Here is a 19,612-nt window from a genome sequence, read left to right as displayed (position 1 = left end):
AGCCTGAACATGACCTCGTTATTCGATTCGCTGCGCCTCGGCGCGCTCGATTTGCCCAACCGCATCCTGATGGCGCCGATGACCCGCGCGCGCGGCACTCGCGAACACGTCCCGACCGAGATGATGGTCGAGTATTACCGCCAGCGCGCCAGCGCCGGCCTGATCATTTCCGAAGCGATCGGCATCAGCCAGCAAGGTCTGGGCTGGCCGTACGCGACGGGCATCTGGTCGGCCGAACAGGTCGCCGGCTGGCGCAAGGTCACCGATGCAGTGCATGGCGCTGGTGGCCGGATCATCGCGCAGCTGTGGCACATGGGCCGGGTCGTGCACCCGAGTTTCCTTGGCGGCGGCCAGCCGGTTTCCGCATCGGTCACCACCGCGCCGGGGCAGGCGCACACCTACGCCGGCAAGCAGCCGTATACCCCGGCGCGCGCGTTACCGCTGGAAGAAATCCCCGCATTGCTGGAAGACTTTCGACAGGCGACCCGCAATGCAATCGAGGCGGGTTTCGATGGCGTGCAGATCCACGCCGCCAACGGTTATCTGATCGACCAGTTTCTGCGCGACAGTGACAATTTCCGCAGCGATGCCTATGGCGGTTCGATCGACAACCGCATCCGCTTGCTCAAGGAAGTGACCGAGGCGGTCGCCGAAGTCATCGGCGCCGACCGCACCGGCGTGCGCTTGACCCCAAGCAGCTACGAGCAGGGCATCCGTGACAGCGATCCCGAAGCGCTGTTCATCCGCGCCGCCGAGGTGCTGTCAGCGATCGGCATTGCTCATCTGGAAGTCCGCGAGCCACCGCTGGACGGCACTTTTGGCAAGTCTGAACGACCGCCGCTGGCCGGGGTGATCCGCGATGTATTCAAAGGCGTGCTTATCCTCAATTCGGACTACGCATTTGCGAGGGCGCAAGCACAACTGGACGCAGGGCTCGCCGATGCGATTGCGTTTGGACGGCCGTTTATAGCCAATCCGGATCTGCCGCTTAGATTTGCCCGCCAGTTGCCATTGGCCCAGAGCGAAATGAGTACGTGGTTCAGCCAGGGCTGGGAAGGGTATTTGGATTACCCGGCGGTGAGTGACGTTTGAACGCATGATTGCCACGTTTCGACTGCCCGCTGCGGAGTGCTCAGTGGGCAGATGTTTTACCCGATTCAGCGCAAGCGCGATGTCCGTTGCGAGGACAGCACCTGTTCAAGCTGAGGTTCGAGCACGGCTTTGTGCGCGGCCAATACATGCGCCTGCGCCCAATCCAGTTCAGGGTGCAGCCATTCCAGCGCATCCTTTGCGGTGAACGCCAACAGACGCTGACGTTTCATTTTTGTGTCCTCATGGGTGATCAGCGCCAGGCCATCACAACCGCTACGGGTTCCGCTGACCTGAGCGAGTGCGGCGAGAAAGATCGGACAAGGCTCACGGGCTGTGGTGTAGGCAAGGTTGCGCGAATGAATGAACATTCCGGCGTCGAGGGCCTCATACCAGCCTTCCACCGCGACGAGCATGCGCCCGTCGTGTTTGACCCGGTCAAATACCTTCGAACGCATGACCAGATGCAACGGCAAATGGGTCAGCGGAGGCAGGGCGCCCATCGACCAGGTGGGTGACCAGCCCCAGCGCACGGGCAAGCAGTCCAGAGCACCGTCGCGGCGACAGATGCCATTGACCTGCATACCCGGTTTGATGAGGTGGCGCCCGTCAGGTGTGCATTTGCCGGAAGCGCCGTCACCGGCCGTATCGGCTTGTGCGTCAACGTTTGCCATCTGGCCGGTCACCAGAAGAGTCGCCAGTTGTTGCGGGGCGGTGTGTTGAACGATGTACTCACACATTGCAAATCTCCTGGTCGGCAGAGCTTTGCGCACGGCACGCAAGTCCGGCGTTTCTCGCGTTGTGCTGCTCTGGGGCAGATGGGCGGCGCGGGTTTTTCATATCGCCAGATCCTCGTCCCAACACACCGCCTTCGATTCGTGCCATTGCACGTCGGTAACGCCGAACCGTTCGGCCATAGGCTTTGAGAAACGCTTCAGCGGAGGCCGGCCGGGCTTGGGGATCGGCGTCAACCCGGCGTCGCAACTTGCCCACTGCCAGGCTTCCGCGTTGTTCATCAATTTGGCGCGGATAATGAAGGATTTGGGCACACCGTGAAGGCGGTATTTGATCATGTACAAATCTGTCTGGCTCATGAGGCTCTCCTGTTGCTCATGAAAGAGGGATGTTGCTCGTGCCAGGAAATTCATAGATTTTTCCAACATCTCGACATGCGTTCGTACCGGTTGAAAATAAGTTATACAGACCGCGCTTACGGTATAAGGAGCTCGTGTTTTCCACTGAGCTAGTTTGAGAAAAGAGACTAAGCGGAACGACGGAATATAATGAAGTCACATGGCCGGTGGTGGCATTTAGATGTTATTTATCTTCACGACGAATATCGCTGCGTTTATTCCGCACAACTCTGCAAATTAGCAGCCGATACAACTAAGCTGGAACGCAAGTACAAGTAAGTCTGCGGGTTCTATTAATTAGGAAGCTTTGCAAACGAAGCGACAAATTGATTTTTTTGTACAGATTTGATTCGACTCATGTAATGGTTGATGACCCGATTGTGCCTTGACAGGAAGAAGGGCCATGGAAAACGACGACCTGCGTCAAACTTGTACAAGTTGCAACAAGCTGTACAAAACCTCGCCGCAAGCAGAGCGTTACAAGGCAAGCGCCGGCCATGCGGGGCTTTGTGAGACCTGTCTCCAAACCGAACAGGAGCGGGTGATCGACGAGCGTTTGGCCCTGTGCGCCGCGAAGATGCTGGTGATTGATCGTCAGTTCAAGCCACCGGCGAAGCGCTGATGTCGTCGTCGGCTTTCAAGTAAAGCGGGGCGCCGGACTGCCGATGCCCCAGTTTTGGTTTGCCGTTTTTATTGACCAGCGTTCAAGCTCCTCGATTAATCAGCCACGCGAAAAACGCCAGGAACGGCGCCAATAAAACTGCACCGCCAACCACCACTGCCCACCCCAGGCAAAGCCACGCTCACCCTTGAACTGCCCGCCGCTCAATAACCGCAGTACAAAGACGCCTATGCGATGGGCAAGCAAATCAATAATGAAATCCATGTCATCACGGCTCCTTGGTGCAATCTGACTTGCCAGTTCATTCATTTAACGCCGCGCCGTGCGTGTACTCACATCCACCCAGACCGCCAACACTAGAATGCTGCCCTTGACGATCATCTGCCAGTAACTATCCACGTCGAGCATGGACATGCCGTTATCCAGGCTGGTGATCACCAGCGCGCCGAGGAGGGCGCCGTAGACGGTGCCGGAGCCACCGCGCATGGAGGTGCCGCCGATGAAGCAGGCGGCGATGGCGTCGAGTTCGCCCATGCTGCCGGCCGAGGGCGAACCGGCGGCGAGGCGTGCGGTGTTGACCACGCCGGCGAGGGCGCACATCACGCCCATGATGCCGAAGATCCACAGCTTGACCGCTTGCACATTGATGCCTGACAGGCGCGTCGCTTCCATGTTGCTGCCGACCGAATAGACCCGGCGGCCGAACACGGTCTGGCTGGTGACGTAGCTGAACACACCGAGCAGAATCAGCAACAGCAGCACCGGCACGGGAATGCCGTCGTAACTGTTGAGGGTCTGGACGAAACCGGCCAGTACCGCGCCGATCACCAGCACGCGCACAACATCACGCACCAGCGAATGCGCCGCCAGACCGTGCAGGGCGCGATTGCGTCGTTGTTTCCAGGTCAGAAAAATCGTCAGCACGAACAGCAGCACACCCAGGCCAGTGCCGATCGCGTGGGGCAGATAACCCTGGCCGACGTAGACCAGCTCCGGCGATACCGGGGCGATGGTGGTGCCGCCGGTGATCCCCAGCAGAATCCCGCGAAACGCCAACATCCCACCGAGGCCGACGATAAATGAGGGGATGCGCAAGTAGGCGGCCATGTAGCCATTGGCGAGGCCGATCATCAGGCCGCACAGGGCAACCAGACTGAGATTCGCCAGCAGCGGAATGTGATAGACCACGTCGAGAATCGCCGCGAGGCCTCCGAGCAGGCCGAGCAATGAGCCCACCGACAAATCGATCTCGCCGCTGATGATCACCAGCACCATGCCGCAGGCGAGGATTCCAGTGATCGACATCTGCCGCAGCAGGTTGGAAAGGTTGCGCGGGGTGAGGAAGCCGCCCTCGGTCTGCCAGCTGAAGAACAGCCAGATCAGCACCACGGCGAATACCAGCGCGAGCATCTTGTAGCGGGTGAACAGTTGTTTGACCTGATTCATTTACGCGGTTTTCCGATCATTATTGTTATGGCTGCCCGGCTGGCTGAGGGCGGCGGCGAGTACCTGTTCCTGGGTCAGTTCATGGTTGACGAAGTCTCCACGCAACTGGCCTTCGCCGATCACCAGCACGCGGTCGGAGACGCCGAGCACTTCGGCCAGTTCCGATGAAACCATGATGATCGACACGCCTTCGGCGGCCAGCGCGCCCATCAACTTGTAGATCTCATACTTGGCGCCGACGTCCACGCCTCGGGTCGGCTCGTCGAGAATCAGTACGCGCGGTTTGGCCAGCAGCATTTTCGCCAGCACGGCTTTCTGCTGATTACCGCCCGACAGGCTGGTGATCGGCAAGGACGGACTTGCGGTCTTCAGATGCAGACGGGAGATTTCCCGGTCGATGCAGCCCAGTTCGGCTTCGGCATCGATGCGGGTCATTTTCGAATAACTCTCGAGCACGGCGAGGGTGATGTTCTGGCCGACGCCGAGATCCGGAATGATGCCTTGGCGCTTGCGATCTTCGGGCACCAGGCACAGGCCGGCGCGGATCGCTTTCAGCGGCGTGCGCGTGTCGATTGGCTGGCCGTCCAGCCAGACTTCGCCTTCGTGGCGGCCGGGGTAAGCGCCGAACAGTGCGGTGACCAGTTCGGTGCGGCCGGCGCCGACCAGCCCGGCAATGCCAAGAATCTCGCCGCGCTTGAGGCTGAAGGAAATGTCGTCGACCCGTTTGCGCTTGGGGTTGTCGACGTCGTAGCAAGTGATGTGGCGCGCCTCGAAAATCACCTCGCCAATCTCATGCGGCTCGCTGGGGTAGAGGTTGCTCATTTCGCGGCCGACCATCTGCGTGATGATCTGCGGAATGTCCATGTCCGCCATGGCGGTGGTGGCGATGTGTTTGCCGTCGCGGATCACCGAAATGGTGTCGCACACGGCGGCGACTTCATCGAGCTTGTGCGAGATGTAGACGCAGGCGACACCCTTGGCTTTGAGATCGCGGATGATGTCGAGCAGCACTTCGATTTCCGAGCGGCTCAGGGCCGAGGAGGGTTCGTCGAGAATCAGCAGACGCGCCTGTTTGTTCAGGGCCTTGGCGATTTCCACCAGTTGCTGATAACCGCCGCCGTACTGCGAAACCGGCAGCGACACGTTCATGTCCGGCACTTTCAATTCACGCATCAACGCTTCGGCGCGGTGGATCATCGCCGGATAGTTCATGCGCCCGCCCGGCAGCGTCAACTCATGGCCCATGAAGATGTTTTCCGCCACCGACAGATCGGGAACCAACGTCAGCTCCTGATGGATGATGACGATGCCGGCGGCTTCGGTTTCGCTGATCGATTGCGCCCGGAGCGGTTGCCCGTCCCAGAGGATTTCGCCGTCCCAGGTGCCATGCGGATAGACCGCCGAGAGGATCTTCATCAGCGTCGACTTACCGGCGCCATTCTCGCCGCACAGGCCCACGCATTCACCGGGCCGGACCTTGATGTCGATACCGTTGAGCGCTTTGACACCGCCGAAGGTTTTGACGATGCCGTTCATTTGCAGCAGATAGTCGGACATGGAAAAGGCTCGTATACCAGGGACCTGAACACCACAAAGCCCTTGTGGGAGCGAGCTTGCTCGCGAAAGCGTCAGTTCAAGCAATGCATCGCTGACTGATACACCGCCTTCGCGAGCAAGCTCGCTCCCACAGGGTTCTTCGCATAACTGAGATTTGGGCTCTGGTTATTTCCCGGCAATCTGCGCCTTGGTGTAGAAGCCGTCCTGTTCGAGCAAGTCGATGTTGTCCTTGGTCAACGGCGTTGGCGTGAGCAGGATGGTGTCGACCTTTTTGCTGCCGTTGTCGTACTGCGAGGTGTAGGCGGGTTTCTCGTTGCGTGCCAGTTGAACCGAGAGCTTGGCCGCTTCGGACGCAATGAGTTTCAGCGGTTTATACACGGTCATGGTTTGCGTGCCGGCGATCACGCGTTTGACCGCTGCGAGGTCGGCGTCCTGACCGGAAATCGGCACCTTGCCGGCCAGTTGTTGCGCGGCCAATGCCTGGATAGCGCCGCCAGCGGTAGCGTCGTTGGAGGCGACGATGCCGTCGATTTTGTTGTTGTTACGGGTCAGGGCGTTTTCAACGATGCTCAGCGCTTCGGTCGGGTTCCATTCCTTGACCCACTGCTGGCCGACGATCTTGATATCGCCCTTGTCGATGGCCGGTTGCAGCACCTTCATCTGGCCTTCACGGAGGATCTTGGCGTTGTTGTCGGTGGGCGCGCCACCCAGCAAGAAGTAATTGCCCTTGGGCGCTGCTTTCAGCACGCCGCCGGCCTGCATCTCGCCGACCTTTTCGTTATCGAAGGAGATATAGGCGTCGACATCGGCGTTGAGAATCAGCCGGTCATAAGACACCACTTTGATCCCGGCTTTCTTCGCCTCGGCCACGGCGTTGGTCAGCACTGTCGCGTTGAACGGCACGATGACGATCACATCGACGCCGCGAGAGATGAGGTTTTCGATCTGTGAAATCTGCTTCTGCTCATTGGCGTCCGCCGATTGCACGAAGACTTTGGCGTCCATTTTTTCCGCCGCCGCGACGAAGTAATCGCGGTCGCGCGACCAGCGTTCCAGACGGAGGTCGTCAATGGAGAAACCGATTTTCGGGTGGGTGGCGTCGGCCATTACCGGCAGGGCCAACAACGCCAGGGCACTGGCCAACAGCGTACGTTTCAAGTTGTTCATGGTGGTGCGTCCTTTTATTTTTGTTGGAAAGACACGGCCTGACGATGAATCGGGCTGGTAGAACTGTAGAGAATCTGCCGACGCAGCAGGCACAGAATTGTCGTGCAATTGTCACAGCGTCGTTGCGTCGGCAGCCTCCCTTGGCGATCAGCGATACAGGTAACGGTTGACGATGTTTTCGAGCATTTCCTGGCGGCCACTGACGGCTTGCGGGTTCAGCTCGCTGGTGAACGCGTGCTCGGCCAGCGACTCGAGATTGAAGTCGCCCGCCATCACCGCCTGCCCGAACGGCTGACGCCAACCGGCGTAGCGTTGATCTTTGAGCACTTGCAGTTGATCGTTCTCGACCATCGCGGCGGCGCGTTCCAGCGACAGGGCGAGAACGTCCATGGCGCCGACATGGCCGTGGAACAGGTCGATCTCGTCGAGACTCTGCCGGCGCACCTTGGAGTCGAAGTTGAAGCCGCCATTCTTGAAACCGCCGGCCTTGAGGATTTCATAGGTCGCCAGGGTCATTTCTTCGACGCTGTTGGGGAACTGGTCGGTGTCCCAGCCGTTTTGTGGATCGCCACGGTTGGCGTCGATGCTGCCGAAAATACCCAGCGATGCAGCCGTGGCAATTTCGTGATGGAAGCTGTGGCCGGCCAGGGTCGCGTGGTTGGCTTCGATGTTGACCTTGATTTCCTTCTCCAGGCCGTACTGCTGGAGGAAGCCGAACACCGTGGCGCTGTCGTAATCGTATTGGTGCTTGGTCGGCTCCTGCGGCTTGGGTTCGATCAGCAGATCGCCGGTGAAACCGATCTTGTGCTTGTGCTCGACCACCATGCGCATGAAGCGCCCAAGTTGTTCGCGCTCGCGTTTCAGGTCGGTGTTGAGCAGGGTTTCGTAGCCTTCGCGACCGCCCCACAGCACGTAATTGGCACCCTTGAGGCGATGGGTGGCGTTCATCGCGCTGAACACTTGCGCAGCGGCGCAGGCGAACACTTCCGGATCGGGATTGCTCGCGGCACCGGCGGCAAAACGTGGATTGCTGAAGCAGTTGGCGGTGCCCCAGAGCAACTTGATACCGCTCTGTTCCTGATGTTGCTCAAGGCGGTCGACCATTTGCGCGAAGTGTTCGCGGTACTCCTTCAGCGAGTTGCCTTCGGGGGCGACGTCCGTGTCGTGAAAGCAGTAGTAATCGATGCCCAGTTTACTGAAGAACTCGAACGCGGCTTCAGCCTTGCCGATGGCCAGTTGCATCGGCTCGCCGCTGCGTTGCCATGGGCGTTTGAACGTGCCGGCACCGAACACATCGGAACCCGGCCAGACGAAGGTGTGCCAGTAGCACGCGGCCATGCGCAGGTGTTCGCGCATGGGTTTGCCGAGGATCAGCTTGTCGGCGTTGTAGTGGCGGAAAGCGAGGGGCGAATCACTGTTCGGGCCTTCGTAGCGAACCGGCTCGATATTGGGGAAATACTGCATGGACCTTGTCCTTGTTGTTCTTGGCGGTGTCTCGATACTAGCAACGGCCCCGTGCCCGCTGATTATGAAAAGCCTCAACTGCGAGTGCGATTTTGCGTATTGAGCTTATACGCTCGCACGCCTAGTCTGTGTTCATCGTCGCCGCGACGAAGCGACCCGGAACAGTCTAAAAACAATGAAGAGCCTACCGCCCGTGCACCGCATCGCCCTGTTGTTCAACGGCAGCAAGATCTACGACCGTGGAATCATCAGCGGTATCGGCAACTACCTGAGCAGCACCCGCGCTTCCTGGGACCTGTTTCTGGAAGAGGACTTTCTCTGCCGCTTGAAAGGCATCGAGCGCTGGCAGGGTGACGGGATCATTGCCGATTTCGACGATCCGCTGATCGGCGAGGCGCTGGCCGACATTCATTTGCCGGTGGTAGCGGTGGGCGGTTCCTACGTGGATGCACGCGCCTATCCGAAAGCGATTCCCTACGTTGCCACTGACAACAACGCATTGATCACGCTGGCTTACTCGCATCTGGTCGAGGCGGGGTTGCAGCGCTTTGCCTGTTTCAGCTTGCCGGAGGCACAAGCCAATCGCTGGGCGCAGGAGCGGGAAAAGGCCTTTCGCAAACTGATGCAGCGCGACGGCCTGCACGCTGAGATCTATCGCGGCATGGGCACCAGCGCGCCGCTGTGGGACAGCGCCGTCGAACAACTGATCGCCTGGCTGCACAGCCTGCCCAAACCGATCGGCATCATCGCGGTCAGCGACGCCCGCGCCCGGCAGTTGCTGCAAGCCTGCCTGACCGCCGGCATTGCTGTGCCGGAGCAGGTCGCGCTGATCGGCATCGACAACGACCCGCTGACCCGCAGCCTGACGCGTGTGCCGCTGAGTTCGGTGATTCAGGGCACCGAAACCATGGGCCGCACCGCTGCGCAATTGCTGCACCAGATGCTCCACGGCATGCCGTCCACCGGTACGCAAATCCTGATTCCGCCTGACGCGGTCAACGTGCAGGTGTCGAGCCTGCACCAACCGTTGGGCAATCCCTACGTCATGCAAGCGCTGCTGTTCATCCGCCAATATGCCTGTCAGGGCATCAAAACCGCACAAGTGGCGGCCTATGTCGGCGTGTCGCGTTCATCGCTGGAAGCGCATTTCCGCGCCGAGCGCGGTTGCAGCGTGCATGACGAGATTCTGCGTTTCAAACTGGCGGCGGCTACCAGCGGTTTGAAGAACACCGATGCGGCGATTGCCGACATTGCCCAGGCCTGCGGCTTCAAGTCTGCGCAATACCTGCACACGGTGTTCCGTCGCGAGTTCGGCTGCACGCCCCGCGAATATCAGCAGGGCGGAGCGTAGTGCTGCAAATGGCTCACGCCAGCGCAGCGGCACTGGCTCTGGAGCGCCAGGCGAACGTCAGCACCATCAGCAGGCCCAGACCAGCCATCGCCGCGCCGGCCAGGGAAATCGCTGGATAACCCAGCCCGGCATTGATCACCGCGCCACCCAGCGCCGCGCCGATCGCGTTGCCGAAATTGAAGGCACCGATGTTCACCGCCGAAGCCAGATTCGGCGCGTCCTTGGCCGCTTCCATCACGCGCATCTGCAGCGGCGGCACCAGAGCGAAGCTGGCGATACCCCAGATCAGAATGGCCACGGCGGCCGGCAGCGGCCAGCGCATCAGCACCGTGAACGCCAGCAACACCACAATCAATGCGCTCAGCGACACGATCAGGGTGCGGTCGATCGAACGGTCGGCAGCCTTGCCACCCCACATGTTGCCCAGCGTCAAACCAATTCCGAACAACACCAGCATGGCGGTGATGAACGCGGCGGAGGCGTGGGTTTCGCTGCTGAGAATCGGCGCGATGTAGGTGAACACGGTGAACATCGCACTCGAGCCGACCACGGTCAGGGCCAGCGCGGCCAACACCGGACCGCGGCCCAATACACGTATTTCCGCCAGCGCACCCGCGCCTTGCTCTGCTTTCAGATTGGGCAGGGCGAACCACAAGGCGATCATGGTCAGCACGCCGAGACCGGTAATGCCCCAGAACGCCGTGCGCCAGCCGAACAGCTCACCAAACCACGCCGCCAGCGGTACACCGCCGATGGTCGCCAACGTCAGGCCCATGAACATCGCCGCCACGGCGCCGGCACGTTTTTCCGGCGCGACCACGCTGGCGGCCACCACCGAGCCGACCCCAAAGAATGCGCCGTGGTTGAGCGAGGTGATCACCCGGGCGACCATCAGGCTGTAGTAGTCGGTGGCCAGCGCCGACATCAGATTACCCAAGGTGAAAATCGCCATCAGCCCGATCAGCAGATAGCGCCGGGGGATCTTGCCAGTGGTCAGGGTCATCAGCGGCGCGCCGAGCAGCACGCCCAAGGCGTAGGCACTGACCAGCAACCCCGCAGCGGGAATGGAAACGCCGAGATCGGCGGCGATGCCGGGCAACATGCCCATCGGTGCGAACTCGGTGACGCCGATGCCAAAGGCGCCGACAGCGAGTGCAACAAGTGGTGGATTGATACGCATGGAAAGTCTCCTCATCTATGCCGCCAATGCTACGATCCATCGTTTTCAGGCGGTAGATGGCGATTTTGGCAATCACCTTTGCGTAAGAGGCACGAATGGACTTCAACGGCAGGTCAGGGGAAATGAGCGTGTTCGTCACCGTGGCGCAGGAGGGCAGCCTCTCAGCGGCTGCGCGTGCGTTGGGGCTGACGCCTTCGGCGGTCAGTCGGATCATCGCCCGCGCCGAACAGCGACTCGGCACTCGTCTGTTGCTACGCACCACCCGCGCGCTGACGTTTACCGCCGAGGGCGAAGCCTTCCTGCGCGGTGCCCGGCGAATTCTCGCCGACATGGACGAAGTGGAAGGGGCCATCACCGATCAAGGCGTACCCAAGGGCCGCTTGCGTGTCAGTGCCGCCCTTGGCCATGGACGGCTGACCATTGTGCCGCTGGTCGCAGCCTTCACCGCCCGCTACCCGAACATCGTCGTCGACCTCAGCCTTGGCGACGAAGTCGTCGACATCCTCGCCGGTCAGGCGGACGTCGCCATCCGCTTCGGCCATCTGCCCGACAGCCCACTCACCGCGCGCCGGCTCGGCCACACCGGCCAGGTCGTGGTGGCATCGCCCGACTATCTGCAACGTCATGGCACGCCTCAGCAACCCGAAGACCTGCTCAAGCACAATTGCCTGCGCTTCAACTTCCGCCGCGCCGAAGCCAACTGGCCGTTTATCCGCGACGGCAAGGAGTTCTCGCTGAAAGTCAGCGGCAACATCGAATGCAGCAGCGGCGAAGCACTGGCCCAGTTCGCCAGACTCGGCGCCGGAATTGCGCGGATTGGCGAGTTCACCGTCAGGGAAGATTTGCAGCGCGGTACGCTGATCCCGCTGCTGCAAACGTTTAACCCGGGCGATGAGGAACCGATTCATGCGGTGTTCGTCGGCGGCGCGGCGATGCCGGTGCGGGTGCGGTTGTTTGTGGATTTTTTGCTGGAGCAGCATCGGATGTAAGAGGTGGCGTCTTTTCATCGGATCTGATTCTGTGCACGCAAATGCAATCATATTGCTATCATTTGCAGCTCTTCATTTTTCAGTCTGAATACAGTGAGTACCGATGTTCGTGAAAACGCTGACTGGGTTGCTTGTCTTATTGGTTTGCGGCGTGCTGGGCGCTTGCGGAAAAACAGACCGTTTTGCCGACGGCTGGGATCAAGGCGGCAACCTGCATGACGTGAGTCTGCGCGAGTGGGCCTTTGCAACCGATGCCAACCGGCTTGCAAGTGCTGCCGATTTTGTCCGGGAATTTATTCCGGCGTTGCCAGGAGTGTCTTTGCCGCTTGCGAGCGCCCTGGTTGAAAAGTGCCTGACCGAGAGTGCGTATATAGCCGCTATCGAGGAGATTGGGGTGCGAAGCAGAATTGAACCCTGTATTGAATATGCTCAACAAACCGCCCAGAGCCTCGCGCAGGAATATGCCGAGCGCCAGGGTGTTTCCAGCCAGTAAACGGTCGCCAGCGAAGTATTGTCGAGTGTCGGCTCCCAGTTACAAAGGGCCACCGCAGAATGATGGACCAGGATGTTCTTTACTGGGCGCCGAGCGAGACAGGTTGTTGTTTTTACTCGACGAATCTGAGGCATGCAAAAGCGGTTTTGATACGCAGTTGCTTGATGGGTTCGATGCTTTCCTGAGATCCGATTTTTTTGACTACGCCCAGGCCGCAGTATTGTTGATTGAAGGTGAAGATCGGGAGAAGGCCAGCCTTGGGTTCAGTCCAGTAGCCCGACTTCAACGTATAGCTGGCCCCAGCCTGAGGGGTGAAAGAGAAGGGTATCTGGCAAAACTTTCCACCAACTGTTTGCCGGTAAGTCAAAACCAGCTCTTTGTCGACAGCTACCGGCGATTGGATAAAACCCTCGGTATAGGGCAAAGGCGTGAAGCCTGCGTAACATCCCGATTCGTTGAAGGTCATCGCATCGAGGTTAGTGCCGCTTTCATATTTAAGCCTGACCGTCGCCGAGGGTTCATCCTGCCGGGGAAATTGATACTGTTTACCCTGAAACAGTGAAGTACAACCGCTAAGTGCCAATGCTCCAGCCAAAAGCGTCAAGCCAAATCTGCCATTCCCGTACATGTACTGCTCCTGGATACCATCGGACTTTTCAGAAGCAGATGATACCGAAAAGTGGCCACATGCTACTAAGCTTTACGAGGTTGCAGACAGCCCAAGATTTTCCCTCGCCCACTGCTCAGCCGTCGTGGCCTGAATCGCCCGCTGCTCATTGAACGTGCCCGCTTTCGGCCACGCCACACCTCGACCTTGGGCAAACACCGCGCGGTATTTTTTGATGTGGTGAGTGGGGTCTTTTTCCAGTTCCTCCATCAGGTGCGGCACTGTCCAGACGTTACGCTTGAAGGGCCGTCCGAGCACGCGTTCGAGAAGGCCCGCGACCTGTTCATAGGTCAGCGTGTCGCCCGACAGATACACGATCTCGTTGCGAAAACGCGGTTCGAAGAAAACGATTTCTGCGGTCAGCTTGCCGATGTCGTCCGGGGTCGTGAGCGTCACACTGGTGTCCAGGCTGCCCAAGGCGTTAACGGTGGCGTTGTCGAAATCAACGACTTCAAATACTGGCTCAAACAGGAAGCTGGTAAACATGCCGGTCGAGATGATCACCCATTCGGTTTTGTCCTGCGCGCGCAGCAGTTCGCGCACGTCGAGTTGAGCATCGAACAGATCCTGCGGACTGCCCCGGCCGATCACCTCGAAATCCACGCCAAACTGCCAGGGAAAGTAGCGTTTGATGCCGGACTTGAGAGCAGCGGTCGCCAGCTTCATCGGCGTCTCGCGACCAGCGACCATGCCGGCGCAGCCAATGACGGTATCGAACGGTGCGAAGACTTCGGCCAGTTGGTCGATTGAATCGTTGACCAGATCTGCCGCCACCATCTGCACGCCGAGACGGCGCAGTTCATCGATTTCGGCTTTCTTTTCCGGCAGCTGACTATTGATCGTCGAGTCCCTGAGCAGGACGCTGATCGTGCTGCCTGGCGCGCGCTTTGCCACTCGCACAAGGTTGCGCAAAACCGGCAGGCCGAGCTCGCCTGCGCCCAGGACGAGAACGGATTGCGGGGAAGGGTGGTTCGATTCGGTCATGATGTCTCCTCAGATCTGCATGTAAGATCGGCAAATGCTGGCACGATCGGGCAGCACTCAGAAGAAGGCACACGCGTGATACCAAGTGAAGAAATGACTGATCAGCAAGCGCTCAGTGAGGCAGAAGCAATCTGCCAGACGCTCAGACGAGACGATGATGGCGTGCGCCGCGAAGTGCTTGCGCACGCCGGTAGTCGCTGGTCTTTGGGCATCCTGCATGCCTTGGGGGTGTACGGCACGATGCGCCATGCCGAGCTCAAACGGCAGATGACCGGCGTGACTCAGCGCATGTTGACCAAAACCCTGCGTGCGCTGGAACGCGACGGCCTGCTGACCCGGCGCGAGCTCGACCAGGTGCCGCCGCACGTCGAGTACGAGCTGACGCCATTGGGCATGGGCTTGCTGGTGCGGATGTCGCCGATCTGGACTTGGGTGGTGGAAAACGTCGAGGGTTTCCGCCAAGCGCGACGCACGTTCGATAGCCAGATCGGCAAGAAACCCTCATGGCAAATTCCAGTGCCAGCGCGGGATGATTCTGAAGCGTCAGACTGAGGTTTCGCGCTTTAGCTCAGCGGCACGGCGAACACGGCACTGGCGCGCGCGACCGTTCGCTCTCCGACGTGCAGACTGACACCAGCAAACGCCAGTTGACGGCCCTTTTTGGAGTGCTCGAGACGCACTTCGAGCCACTCGTTGATTTGCACCGCACCGAGATAATCCAGGGTCATGCTCGCCGTGATCAACGGCTGCGGCGGATCGCTGGAGAAAGCCATGGCGTAGCCCATGCCGACATCGGCCAAAGTCGCCAATACACCACCATGCAAAGTGCCGCGACCATTGGCGTGGCGGGAGTCAGTCAGCAAGCCCAGTTCCAATTGCAGGCCGTGGCCTCTGGCGTAGATCGGGCCGAGCAGATCCAGCAACGGACTGCTGCGGGTGAATGGAGTGAAACCTTCGGGAATGGCCGTGGTGTTCATGTTCCCATCCTGATGCAGGTGGCTGACCTGTTTGATTGGGCGGGGAATCGCAGAAGGAGGCAAGCACTATGCGCATGGGGAATTTGCTGCGATAAGTGCTGTACACGGAGCGGACAAGCAAGGAGCTACTGGGTGGATATTCAAATTCACATTGCGAGGGATGCGGATGCATCGGCTATCAGTGAAACGATCATCAAGACGCTCCGTGAGAGCAATGCTCGCGACTATCCACCCGATATCATTGATCGAGTGATTGAAAGTTTTTCGGCCTCGAAGATCCTTCGTTTTTTGACTGAGCGTCAGGTGCTGGTCGCTACGCTCGACAGTCAAATCGTCGCAACGGCAAGTCTCGATCAAGACATTGTTCGAAGCGTATTTGTCGACCCGGACTTTCAAGGAATGGGTATTGGAAGACAGCTGATGAAGAGCATTCAATCACTCGCCATGGACACAGGTTTCAATCTGCTGCGCGTTCCTTCCTCAGTCACCGCAGAAGGCTTCTATGCTTCGCTCGGCTTCGAGAAAATCAGAGATGAGTTTCATCAGACGGAGCGCACGATCATCATGGCGAAGAAGTTGAAACGATAGCGTTCACCTAACGTTTAAGCCTGCCGAATGTGGCTGCCATCGCTGCCCGGTCATGGTCGAGCAACCAGGCATGATGTCGTTGATAAAGCTGCAAAAGTAGTTCGGTGTTGGCTCCAACCACGTCCATGCCTCGGTCGTCATAGGGAAAGACGATGACTCGCTTGGGCAGATTGAACAGGTAGACAGCACAGTTCGCACGCGGTTGGATATCGGCGAAATCCTTGGTCAATGCGCACCAGAGTAATGCTTGAATGCTCGCCATAGACGCTTCGAAGGCGACGTTGACCCAGTATTCCGGTTCTTCCTCGGTGAACCATTCCTCGTTGTCTATTTCTTCGCTCCAGATGCACAGCTCTGATGGAGTATCGATGCCAGCAGATTTAAGGGCGCGAAGAGTGCTGCGGTGGGCGAATCGATTGCGACCGGAATGAATGCGCAGGCATGCGACAAACGATGCGTCCCCTTGGAAAATGTCGCCGCAGATGGTTATGGATTTGCGCATAGCGGTCAGGAATTGCTCGATCATTCCGCCCGTTTCGGAGAGTTCGAAACGCAATCCTCCCGGCCAGGAATAGAAAAGCGGGCGGGCGAATGCCTGGGGTCCAAATGCGTTTTCGATCTCAGCTCTCAGATTCACTTTCTTCCCTTCAATGTGGATTTCTGCTTGTTCAAGACGCGGGTGAAGTCAGTGCGAAGACACAAACGGCGAAGCAGTCGTCGGTGCCGGCAGCGCATAGGCCTGTTTCATCCACGCAACTTCCGCTAGCGGTGTGCGGCCGAAGAGGCGTTTGAAGTCGCGGCTGAATTGCGAGGCGCTTTCGTAACCGACCAGAAACGCAGATTTTGCCGCGGTCAGGTCGTTACGCAGCATCAGCAATCGCGCCTGGTGCAAACGCGTCGACTTCAGGTACTGCATCGGCGAGGAATCGGTAACCTTGCGAAAGTGCAGATGAAAATTGGGCACGCTCATCTGCGCTTCTTCGGCCAGGGCTTCTACGTCGAGATGTTGGTTATAGCAACTGTGGATCTTGTGGATGGCGCGGGTCACTTTGCCGAACTGACCTTGTTGGGCGATGGCGGCGCGCAGGGTGCCACCTTGTTCGCCGGTGAGGATACGGTAGTAGAGCTCGCGCAGCATCGCCGGGCCGAGGATTTGCGCGTCGGCATCGTCGCTCATCACTTCAAGAAAACGCAGGGTCGACCGGTGTAGCGGTTCGTCGAGAGGCGAGGCGTACATGCCCATCGGCTGCGCTGTAGGGAAATCCCACCGCTCATCCACTTGCTGAATCAGCTCGCCGGCCAAGGCGAAATCCAGACGCACGTACACCGCGAGCATTGGCTCGGTTTCGCTGGCATCGGTTTCCATGGTGAAGGGTACCGGCACCGACACCACCAGATAATGCTGAGCGTCGTAGACGTAGACTTCATCGCCGAGATAGCCGCGTTTGCGCCCCTGACAGAGGATGACGATGCCCGGCTCGTACAACACCGGCGTGCGGGTCAGCGGTCGGTTGGAACGGAGGAAACGCACATCGTCCAGCGGGCTGAGGTTGTAACCTTCCAGTGGTGCGAGCTGACTCATTAGCTGGACCATGCGCGTTGTGATGGTGTCTTTCGGTTTCGGCATTGAGGTTCTCCGCGTTGCTCAGCCATCCGTCGAACGGCTAAGCGCCGCCCATTGCTCAATACTCTCCGCCGTGCGCTGCAACTTGTCACGCACCAACGCCAGCGCATCACTGCCCAATAGCAGGTGAGCCGGCGGGTTTGGACTGTCGATGATCGTCAGCATGGCCCGTGCAGCTTTCTGCGGATCGCCCAGCTGATGGCCGCTTTTCTCCTCGCGGGCCTTGCGCACCGGATCGAAACTTGCGTCGTAGTCACTGATGCTACGCGGCGTGCGCTGCATCGAGCGGCCTGCCCAGTCGGTGCGAAACGATTCCGGCGCCACAGCGGTGACAAAAATATTGAAGGGCGCAAGCTCCTTGCTCAAGGTGTCGGAGATGCCCTCCAGAGCGAACTTGCTGCCGCAGTAGTACGCGATCCCGGGCATGGTGATATGGCCGCCCATCGAAGTGATATTGAGGATATGCCCCGCCCGGCACTGGCGAAAATGCGGGACGAAAGCCTTGGTCACCGCCACTGCGCCAAACACGTTGACGTCGAATTGGCGGCGCATTTCCTCCAGCGATGACTCTTCGAAAATCCCCTCATGCCCGTAACCTGCGTTGTTGACCAGCACGTCCACCCGGCCGTGACGATCCTCCACAGCCGCAACCACCCCATCGATGGCATCGAAATCGGTAACGTCCAGCACCACCCCATGCGCGCGCTCGGGCGACAGCGCTTCGAAGGCTGCCAGCGCGGATTCACTGCGCACTGTGCCGATAATCCTGTGACCTTGAGCGAGCGCTTCCTTGGCCAGCGCCTGGCCGAAGCCGCTGCTGACACCGGTGATGAAAAGGGTCTTCATGAATCTGTACTCCAGCAGGCAATTAGAGAAGTCATGCTAGGGCGGATAACGCTGGCGGACGATGCCGAATCGGATTCGAGTATTGCCTGTTCCTATCAATTCCTCGTCTTGGCAGCACGCGCTTAGGCTGCGCGACGACCCGGGGTGCGGTCCGAACCATCAGCGGCGAGAGCCTCACCCAGTGGGGTGCGGTCAGAACCGTCGGCGGCAAGCGTCTGCTGTGGTTCGTTGACCTGGATGAAGAAACGATCTTCCTGATTGCTCGGTACGGCGAATGCGCTGGCGCTGAGGGCGAAGGTGGCGACGGCGATCAGTTGGCTTACAGTTTTCATGGCGGTGACTCCGGTCAAATTTCGATTGAGGTCCGGGTCGTTCAGATCAGTCTCTGGTTAACCCGTTGCAGTGGTGTGTTCTGCATGGGTTCAGATTAGGGGGCAGGGCGGTGTCGGCGTTAGGCGGATACTGTCGGCGATTTGCCTGATTCTGCTTGATGGAAAATAGCCATTGACTTAGAGCGCACTCAAACCTTTACGGTGATGACATGAATCCAGAACTGACAATTTCAAAGTTGGCCAAGCGCCTTGATTTGAGCGCTCACACGATCCGCTATTACGAGCGCATCGGGCTGTTCGATCCGGTTGGGCGCGGTGGCAATGGCCACCGGGTATACACCGAGAAGGATGTGCTGTGGGCCGAGTTTCTGCTCCGGCTGAAGGCGACCGGAATGCCGATCCAGCAAATGCTGCGGTATGCCGAATTGCGTCGATCCGGCGACTCGACCCTGGCAGAACGCCGCGAACTTCTCGAGCAGCATCGCCGGGACGTGCAAGCGCAGATCAGCCAGTTGAGCCAGTCCCTGGAGGTTCTGGATAACAAGATTCAGATCTATCACCAACTCGAGCACAAGGAGCATCACCATGATCCGTAAATTTCCCGGTTTCAACCGCTTGCTGTCCGCCACATTGATCGGCGCCAGTGTGACCAGTGTCGCAGCGCCCGTGGAGATGACTGATCGTCGAGCGCGCGGAGAAGCCGCGCTGACGCAGATTACTGGCGGACCTGGTCAGGCAGTGGTTGATTCATTGAGGGATACTGCTCCCGAGCTTGCGGACTGGATTCTGAGTTTTGCCTACGGCGATGTCTTCGCCCGCCCCGGCCTCGACCACTGCACTCGTGAGCTGGCAACCGTTGCGGCATTGACCGCACTGGGCAACGCCCAGCCACAACTGAAAGTGCATATCGGCGGAGCCCTGAACGTCGGGTGCACACCGGAGGCGGTGGTCGATGTGATCTTGCAAATGACCGTATACGCAGGGTTTCCCAGTGCCTTGAACGGTATAACGGCTGCGCGTGAAGTCTTTGCTGCTCGCGGGATCAGTGTTAAGTCTTGAGTGCGCTGGCCGCTGACCTTGCAACAGGACGGTGCAAGGCCAGA

24 protein-coding genes are annotated in these 19,612 nt (G+C 59.2%); 9 read left to right on the top strand and 15 right to left on the bottom strand.

The features are described from left to right. The first annotated feature begins 9 nt into the window (after positions 1-9). A complete protein-coding gene (locus ACMYUN_RS03145) occupies positions 10-1,092 on the top strand; it encodes an alkene reductase (RefSeq protein ID WP_415762821.1) in 1,083 nt (360 codons plus the stop codon). A gap of 65 nt (positions 1,093-1,157) precedes the next feature. On the opposite strand, the gene ACMYUN_RS03140 is transcribed toward ACMYUN_RS03145, so the two are convergent. Continuing rightward, positions 1,158-1,829 carry an SOS response-associated peptidase family protein gene (locus ACMYUN_RS03140; RefSeq protein WP_415762820.1) on the bottom strand — a complete coding sequence of 224 codons (672 nt, stop codon included), beginning with the start codon at positions 1,827-1,829 and terminating at the stop codon, positions 1,158-1,160. Positions 1,830-1,925: 96 nt separating this feature from the next. Beyond that, entirely contained in the window at positions 1,926-2,183 is a 258-nt protein-coding gene (locus ACMYUN_RS03135; protein ID WP_039758965.1) for a DUF6555 family protein, read from the bottom strand. 442 nt (positions 2,184-2,625) lie between these two features. Here ACMYUN_RS03135 and ACMYUN_RS03130 point away from each other — a divergent pair, with 442 nt between their 5' ends. After that, entirely contained in the window at positions 2,626-2,844 is a 219-nt protein-coding gene (locus ACMYUN_RS03130) for a hypothetical protein (protein WP_415762819.1), read from the top strand. Positions 2,845-2,943: 99 nt separating this feature from the next. Here the strand turns inward: ACMYUN_RS03130 and ACMYUN_RS03125 are convergent, their stop codons facing one another. From ACMYUN_RS03125 to xylA, 5 genes are all read right to left on the bottom strand, one after another. Continuing rightward, positions 2,944-3,153 carry a hypothetical protein gene (locus ACMYUN_RS03125; RefSeq protein ID WP_415762818.1) on the bottom strand — a complete coding sequence of 70 codons (210 nt, stop codon included), beginning with the start codon at positions 3,151-3,153 and terminating at the stop codon, positions 2,944-2,946. Then, a complete protein-coding gene (locus ACMYUN_RS03120; RefSeq protein ID WP_039758960.1) occupies positions 3,154-4,290 on the bottom strand; it encodes a sugar ABC transporter permease in 1,137 nt (378 codons plus the stop codon). Next, a complete protein-coding gene (gene xylG / locus ACMYUN_RS03115) occupies positions 4,291-5,847 on the bottom strand; it encodes a D-xylose ABC transporter ATP-binding protein (RefSeq protein ID WP_039758957.1) in 1,557 nt (518 codons plus the stop codon). It abuts the gene before it with no gap. 165 nt (positions 5,848-6,012) lie between these two features. Continuing rightward, positions 6,013-7,014 (bottom strand): D-xylose ABC transporter substrate-binding protein, encoded by a 1,002-nt coding sequence (xylF, locus tag ACMYUN_RS03110; RefSeq protein WP_415762817.1) that lies wholly within the window; start codon positions 7,012-7,014, stop codon positions 6,013-6,015. A gap of 147 nt (positions 7,015-7,161) precedes the next feature. Beyond that, entirely contained in the window at positions 7,162-8,478 is a 1,317-nt protein-coding gene (gene xylA, locus ACMYUN_RS03105; protein ID WP_415762816.1) for a xylose isomerase, read from the bottom strand. Between the two features lie 175 nt (positions 8,479-8,653). On the opposite strand from xylA, the gene ACMYUN_RS03100 reads away from it, so the two are divergent. Further along, positions 8,654-9,829 (top strand): XylR family transcriptional regulator, encoded by a 1,176-nt coding sequence (locus ACMYUN_RS03100; RefSeq protein WP_415762815.1) that lies wholly within the window; start codon positions 8,654-8,656, stop codon positions 9,827-9,829. A 13-nt stretch (positions 9,830-9,842) separates the two neighbouring features. Here the strand turns inward: ACMYUN_RS03100 and ACMYUN_RS03095 are convergent, their stop codons facing one another. Beyond that, positions 9,843-11,009 carry an MFS transporter gene (locus ACMYUN_RS03095; protein WP_016774330.1) on the bottom strand — a complete coding sequence of 389 codons (1,167 nt, stop codon included), beginning with the start codon at positions 11,007-11,009 and terminating at the stop codon, positions 9,843-9,845. 95 nt (positions 11,010-11,104) lie between these two features. Between ACMYUN_RS03095 and ACMYUN_RS03090 the strand changes: the two genes are divergently transcribed. After that, positions 11,105-11,998 carry a LysR family transcriptional regulator gene (locus tag ACMYUN_RS03090; protein ID WP_039758946.1) on the top strand — a complete coding sequence of 298 codons (894 nt, stop codon included), beginning with the start codon at positions 11,105-11,107 and terminating at the stop codon, positions 11,996-11,998. 103 nt (positions 11,999-12,101) lie between these two features. Further along, positions 12,102-12,491: a hypothetical protein gene (locus ACMYUN_RS03085; protein ID WP_415762814.1), complete on the top strand. Its 390-nt coding sequence runs from the start codon at positions 12,102-12,104 to the stop codon at positions 12,489-12,491. A gap of 112 nt (positions 12,492-12,603) precedes the next feature. Here the strand turns inward: ACMYUN_RS03085 and ACMYUN_RS03080 are convergent, their stop codons facing one another. Next, the gene (locus ACMYUN_RS03080; protein ID WP_039759025.1) at positions 12,604-13,119 is read right to left on the bottom strand and encodes a hypothetical protein; all 516 of its coding nucleotides are present in this window, start codon (positions 13,117-13,119) and stop codon (positions 12,604-12,606) included. A 72-nt stretch (positions 13,120-13,191) separates the two neighbouring features. Continuing rightward, positions 13,192-14,142, bottom strand: coding sequence for an aromatic alcohol reductase (locus ACMYUN_RS03075; RefSeq protein WP_415762812.1), 951 nt, complete (start codon positions 14,140-14,142; stop codon positions 13,192-13,194). 93 nt (positions 14,143-14,235) lie between these two features. Here ACMYUN_RS03075 and ACMYUN_RS03070 point away from each other — a divergent pair, with 93 nt between their 5' ends. Beyond that, on the top strand, positions 14,236-14,694 hold the full coding sequence (locus ACMYUN_RS03070; protein ID WP_186568978.1) for a winged helix-turn-helix transcriptional regulator: 459 nt from the start codon (positions 14,236-14,238) through the stop codon (positions 14,692-14,694). Between the two features lie 11 nt (positions 14,695-14,705). Here the strand turns inward: ACMYUN_RS03070 and ACMYUN_RS03065 are convergent, their stop codons facing one another. After that, positions 14,706-15,119 carry a PaaI family thioesterase gene (locus ACMYUN_RS03065; RefSeq protein ID WP_130888041.1) on the bottom strand — a complete coding sequence of 138 codons (414 nt, stop codon included), beginning with the start codon at positions 15,117-15,119 and terminating at the stop codon, positions 14,706-14,708. A 132-nt stretch (positions 15,120-15,251) separates the two neighbouring features. Here ACMYUN_RS03065 and ACMYUN_RS03060 point away from each other — a divergent pair, with 132 nt between their 5' ends. Further along, on the top strand, positions 15,252-15,707 hold the full coding sequence (locus tag ACMYUN_RS03060) for a GNAT family N-acetyltransferase (RefSeq protein ID WP_415762809.1): 456 nt from the start codon (positions 15,252-15,254) through the stop codon (positions 15,705-15,707). A 7-nt stretch (positions 15,708-15,714) separates the two neighbouring features. On the opposite strand, the gene ACMYUN_RS03055 is transcribed toward ACMYUN_RS03060, so the two are convergent. From ACMYUN_RS03055 to ACMYUN_RS03040, 4 genes are all read right to left on the bottom strand, one after another. Further along, positions 15,715-16,344, bottom strand: a complete 630-nt coding sequence (locus ACMYUN_RS03055) for a DUF3885 domain-containing protein (RefSeq protein WP_415762808.1) — start codon at positions 16,342-16,344, stop codon at positions 15,715-15,717. 48 nt (positions 16,345-16,392) lie between these two features. Continuing rightward, on the bottom strand, positions 16,393-17,334 hold the full coding sequence (locus ACMYUN_RS03050; RefSeq protein WP_415762806.1) for an AraC family transcriptional regulator: 942 nt from the start codon (positions 17,332-17,334) through the stop codon (positions 16,393-16,395). Between the two features lie 18 nt (positions 17,335-17,352). Beyond that, entirely contained in the window at positions 17,353-18,177 is an 825-nt protein-coding gene (locus tag ACMYUN_RS03045) for an oxidoreductase (RefSeq protein ID WP_415762804.1), read from the bottom strand. 122 nt (positions 18,178-18,299) lie between these two features. Next, a complete protein-coding gene (locus ACMYUN_RS03040) occupies positions 18,300-18,509 on the bottom strand; it encodes a hypothetical protein (RefSeq protein ID WP_415762802.1) in 210 nt (69 codons plus the stop codon). 209 nt (positions 18,510-18,718) lie between these two features. On the opposite strand from ACMYUN_RS03040, the gene ACMYUN_RS03035 reads away from it, so the two are divergent. Together ACMYUN_RS03035 and ACMYUN_RS03030 are read left to right on the top strand one after the other, a co-directional pair. Then, a complete protein-coding gene (locus ACMYUN_RS03035) occupies positions 18,719-19,105 on the top strand; it encodes a MerR family transcriptional regulator (RefSeq protein ID WP_415762801.1) in 387 nt (128 codons plus the stop codon). A gap of 70 nt (positions 19,106-19,175) precedes the next feature. Further along, positions 19,176-19,568, top strand: coding sequence for a carboxymuconolactone decarboxylase family protein (locus tag ACMYUN_RS03030; protein WP_405045570.1), 393 nt, complete (start codon positions 19,176-19,178; stop codon positions 19,566-19,568). Positions 19,569-19,612 lie beyond the last annotated feature (44 nt).

The organism is Pseudomonas sp. CP4, from assembly GCF_047758505.1.
GTDB lineage: Bacteria > Pseudomonadota > Gammaproteobacteria > Pseudomonadales > Pseudomonadaceae > Aquipseudomonas > Aquipseudomonas fluorescens_AO.
Note: the sequence above shows the minus strand (reverse complement) of the source record. Positions and strands in the feature narration are given on the sequence as shown.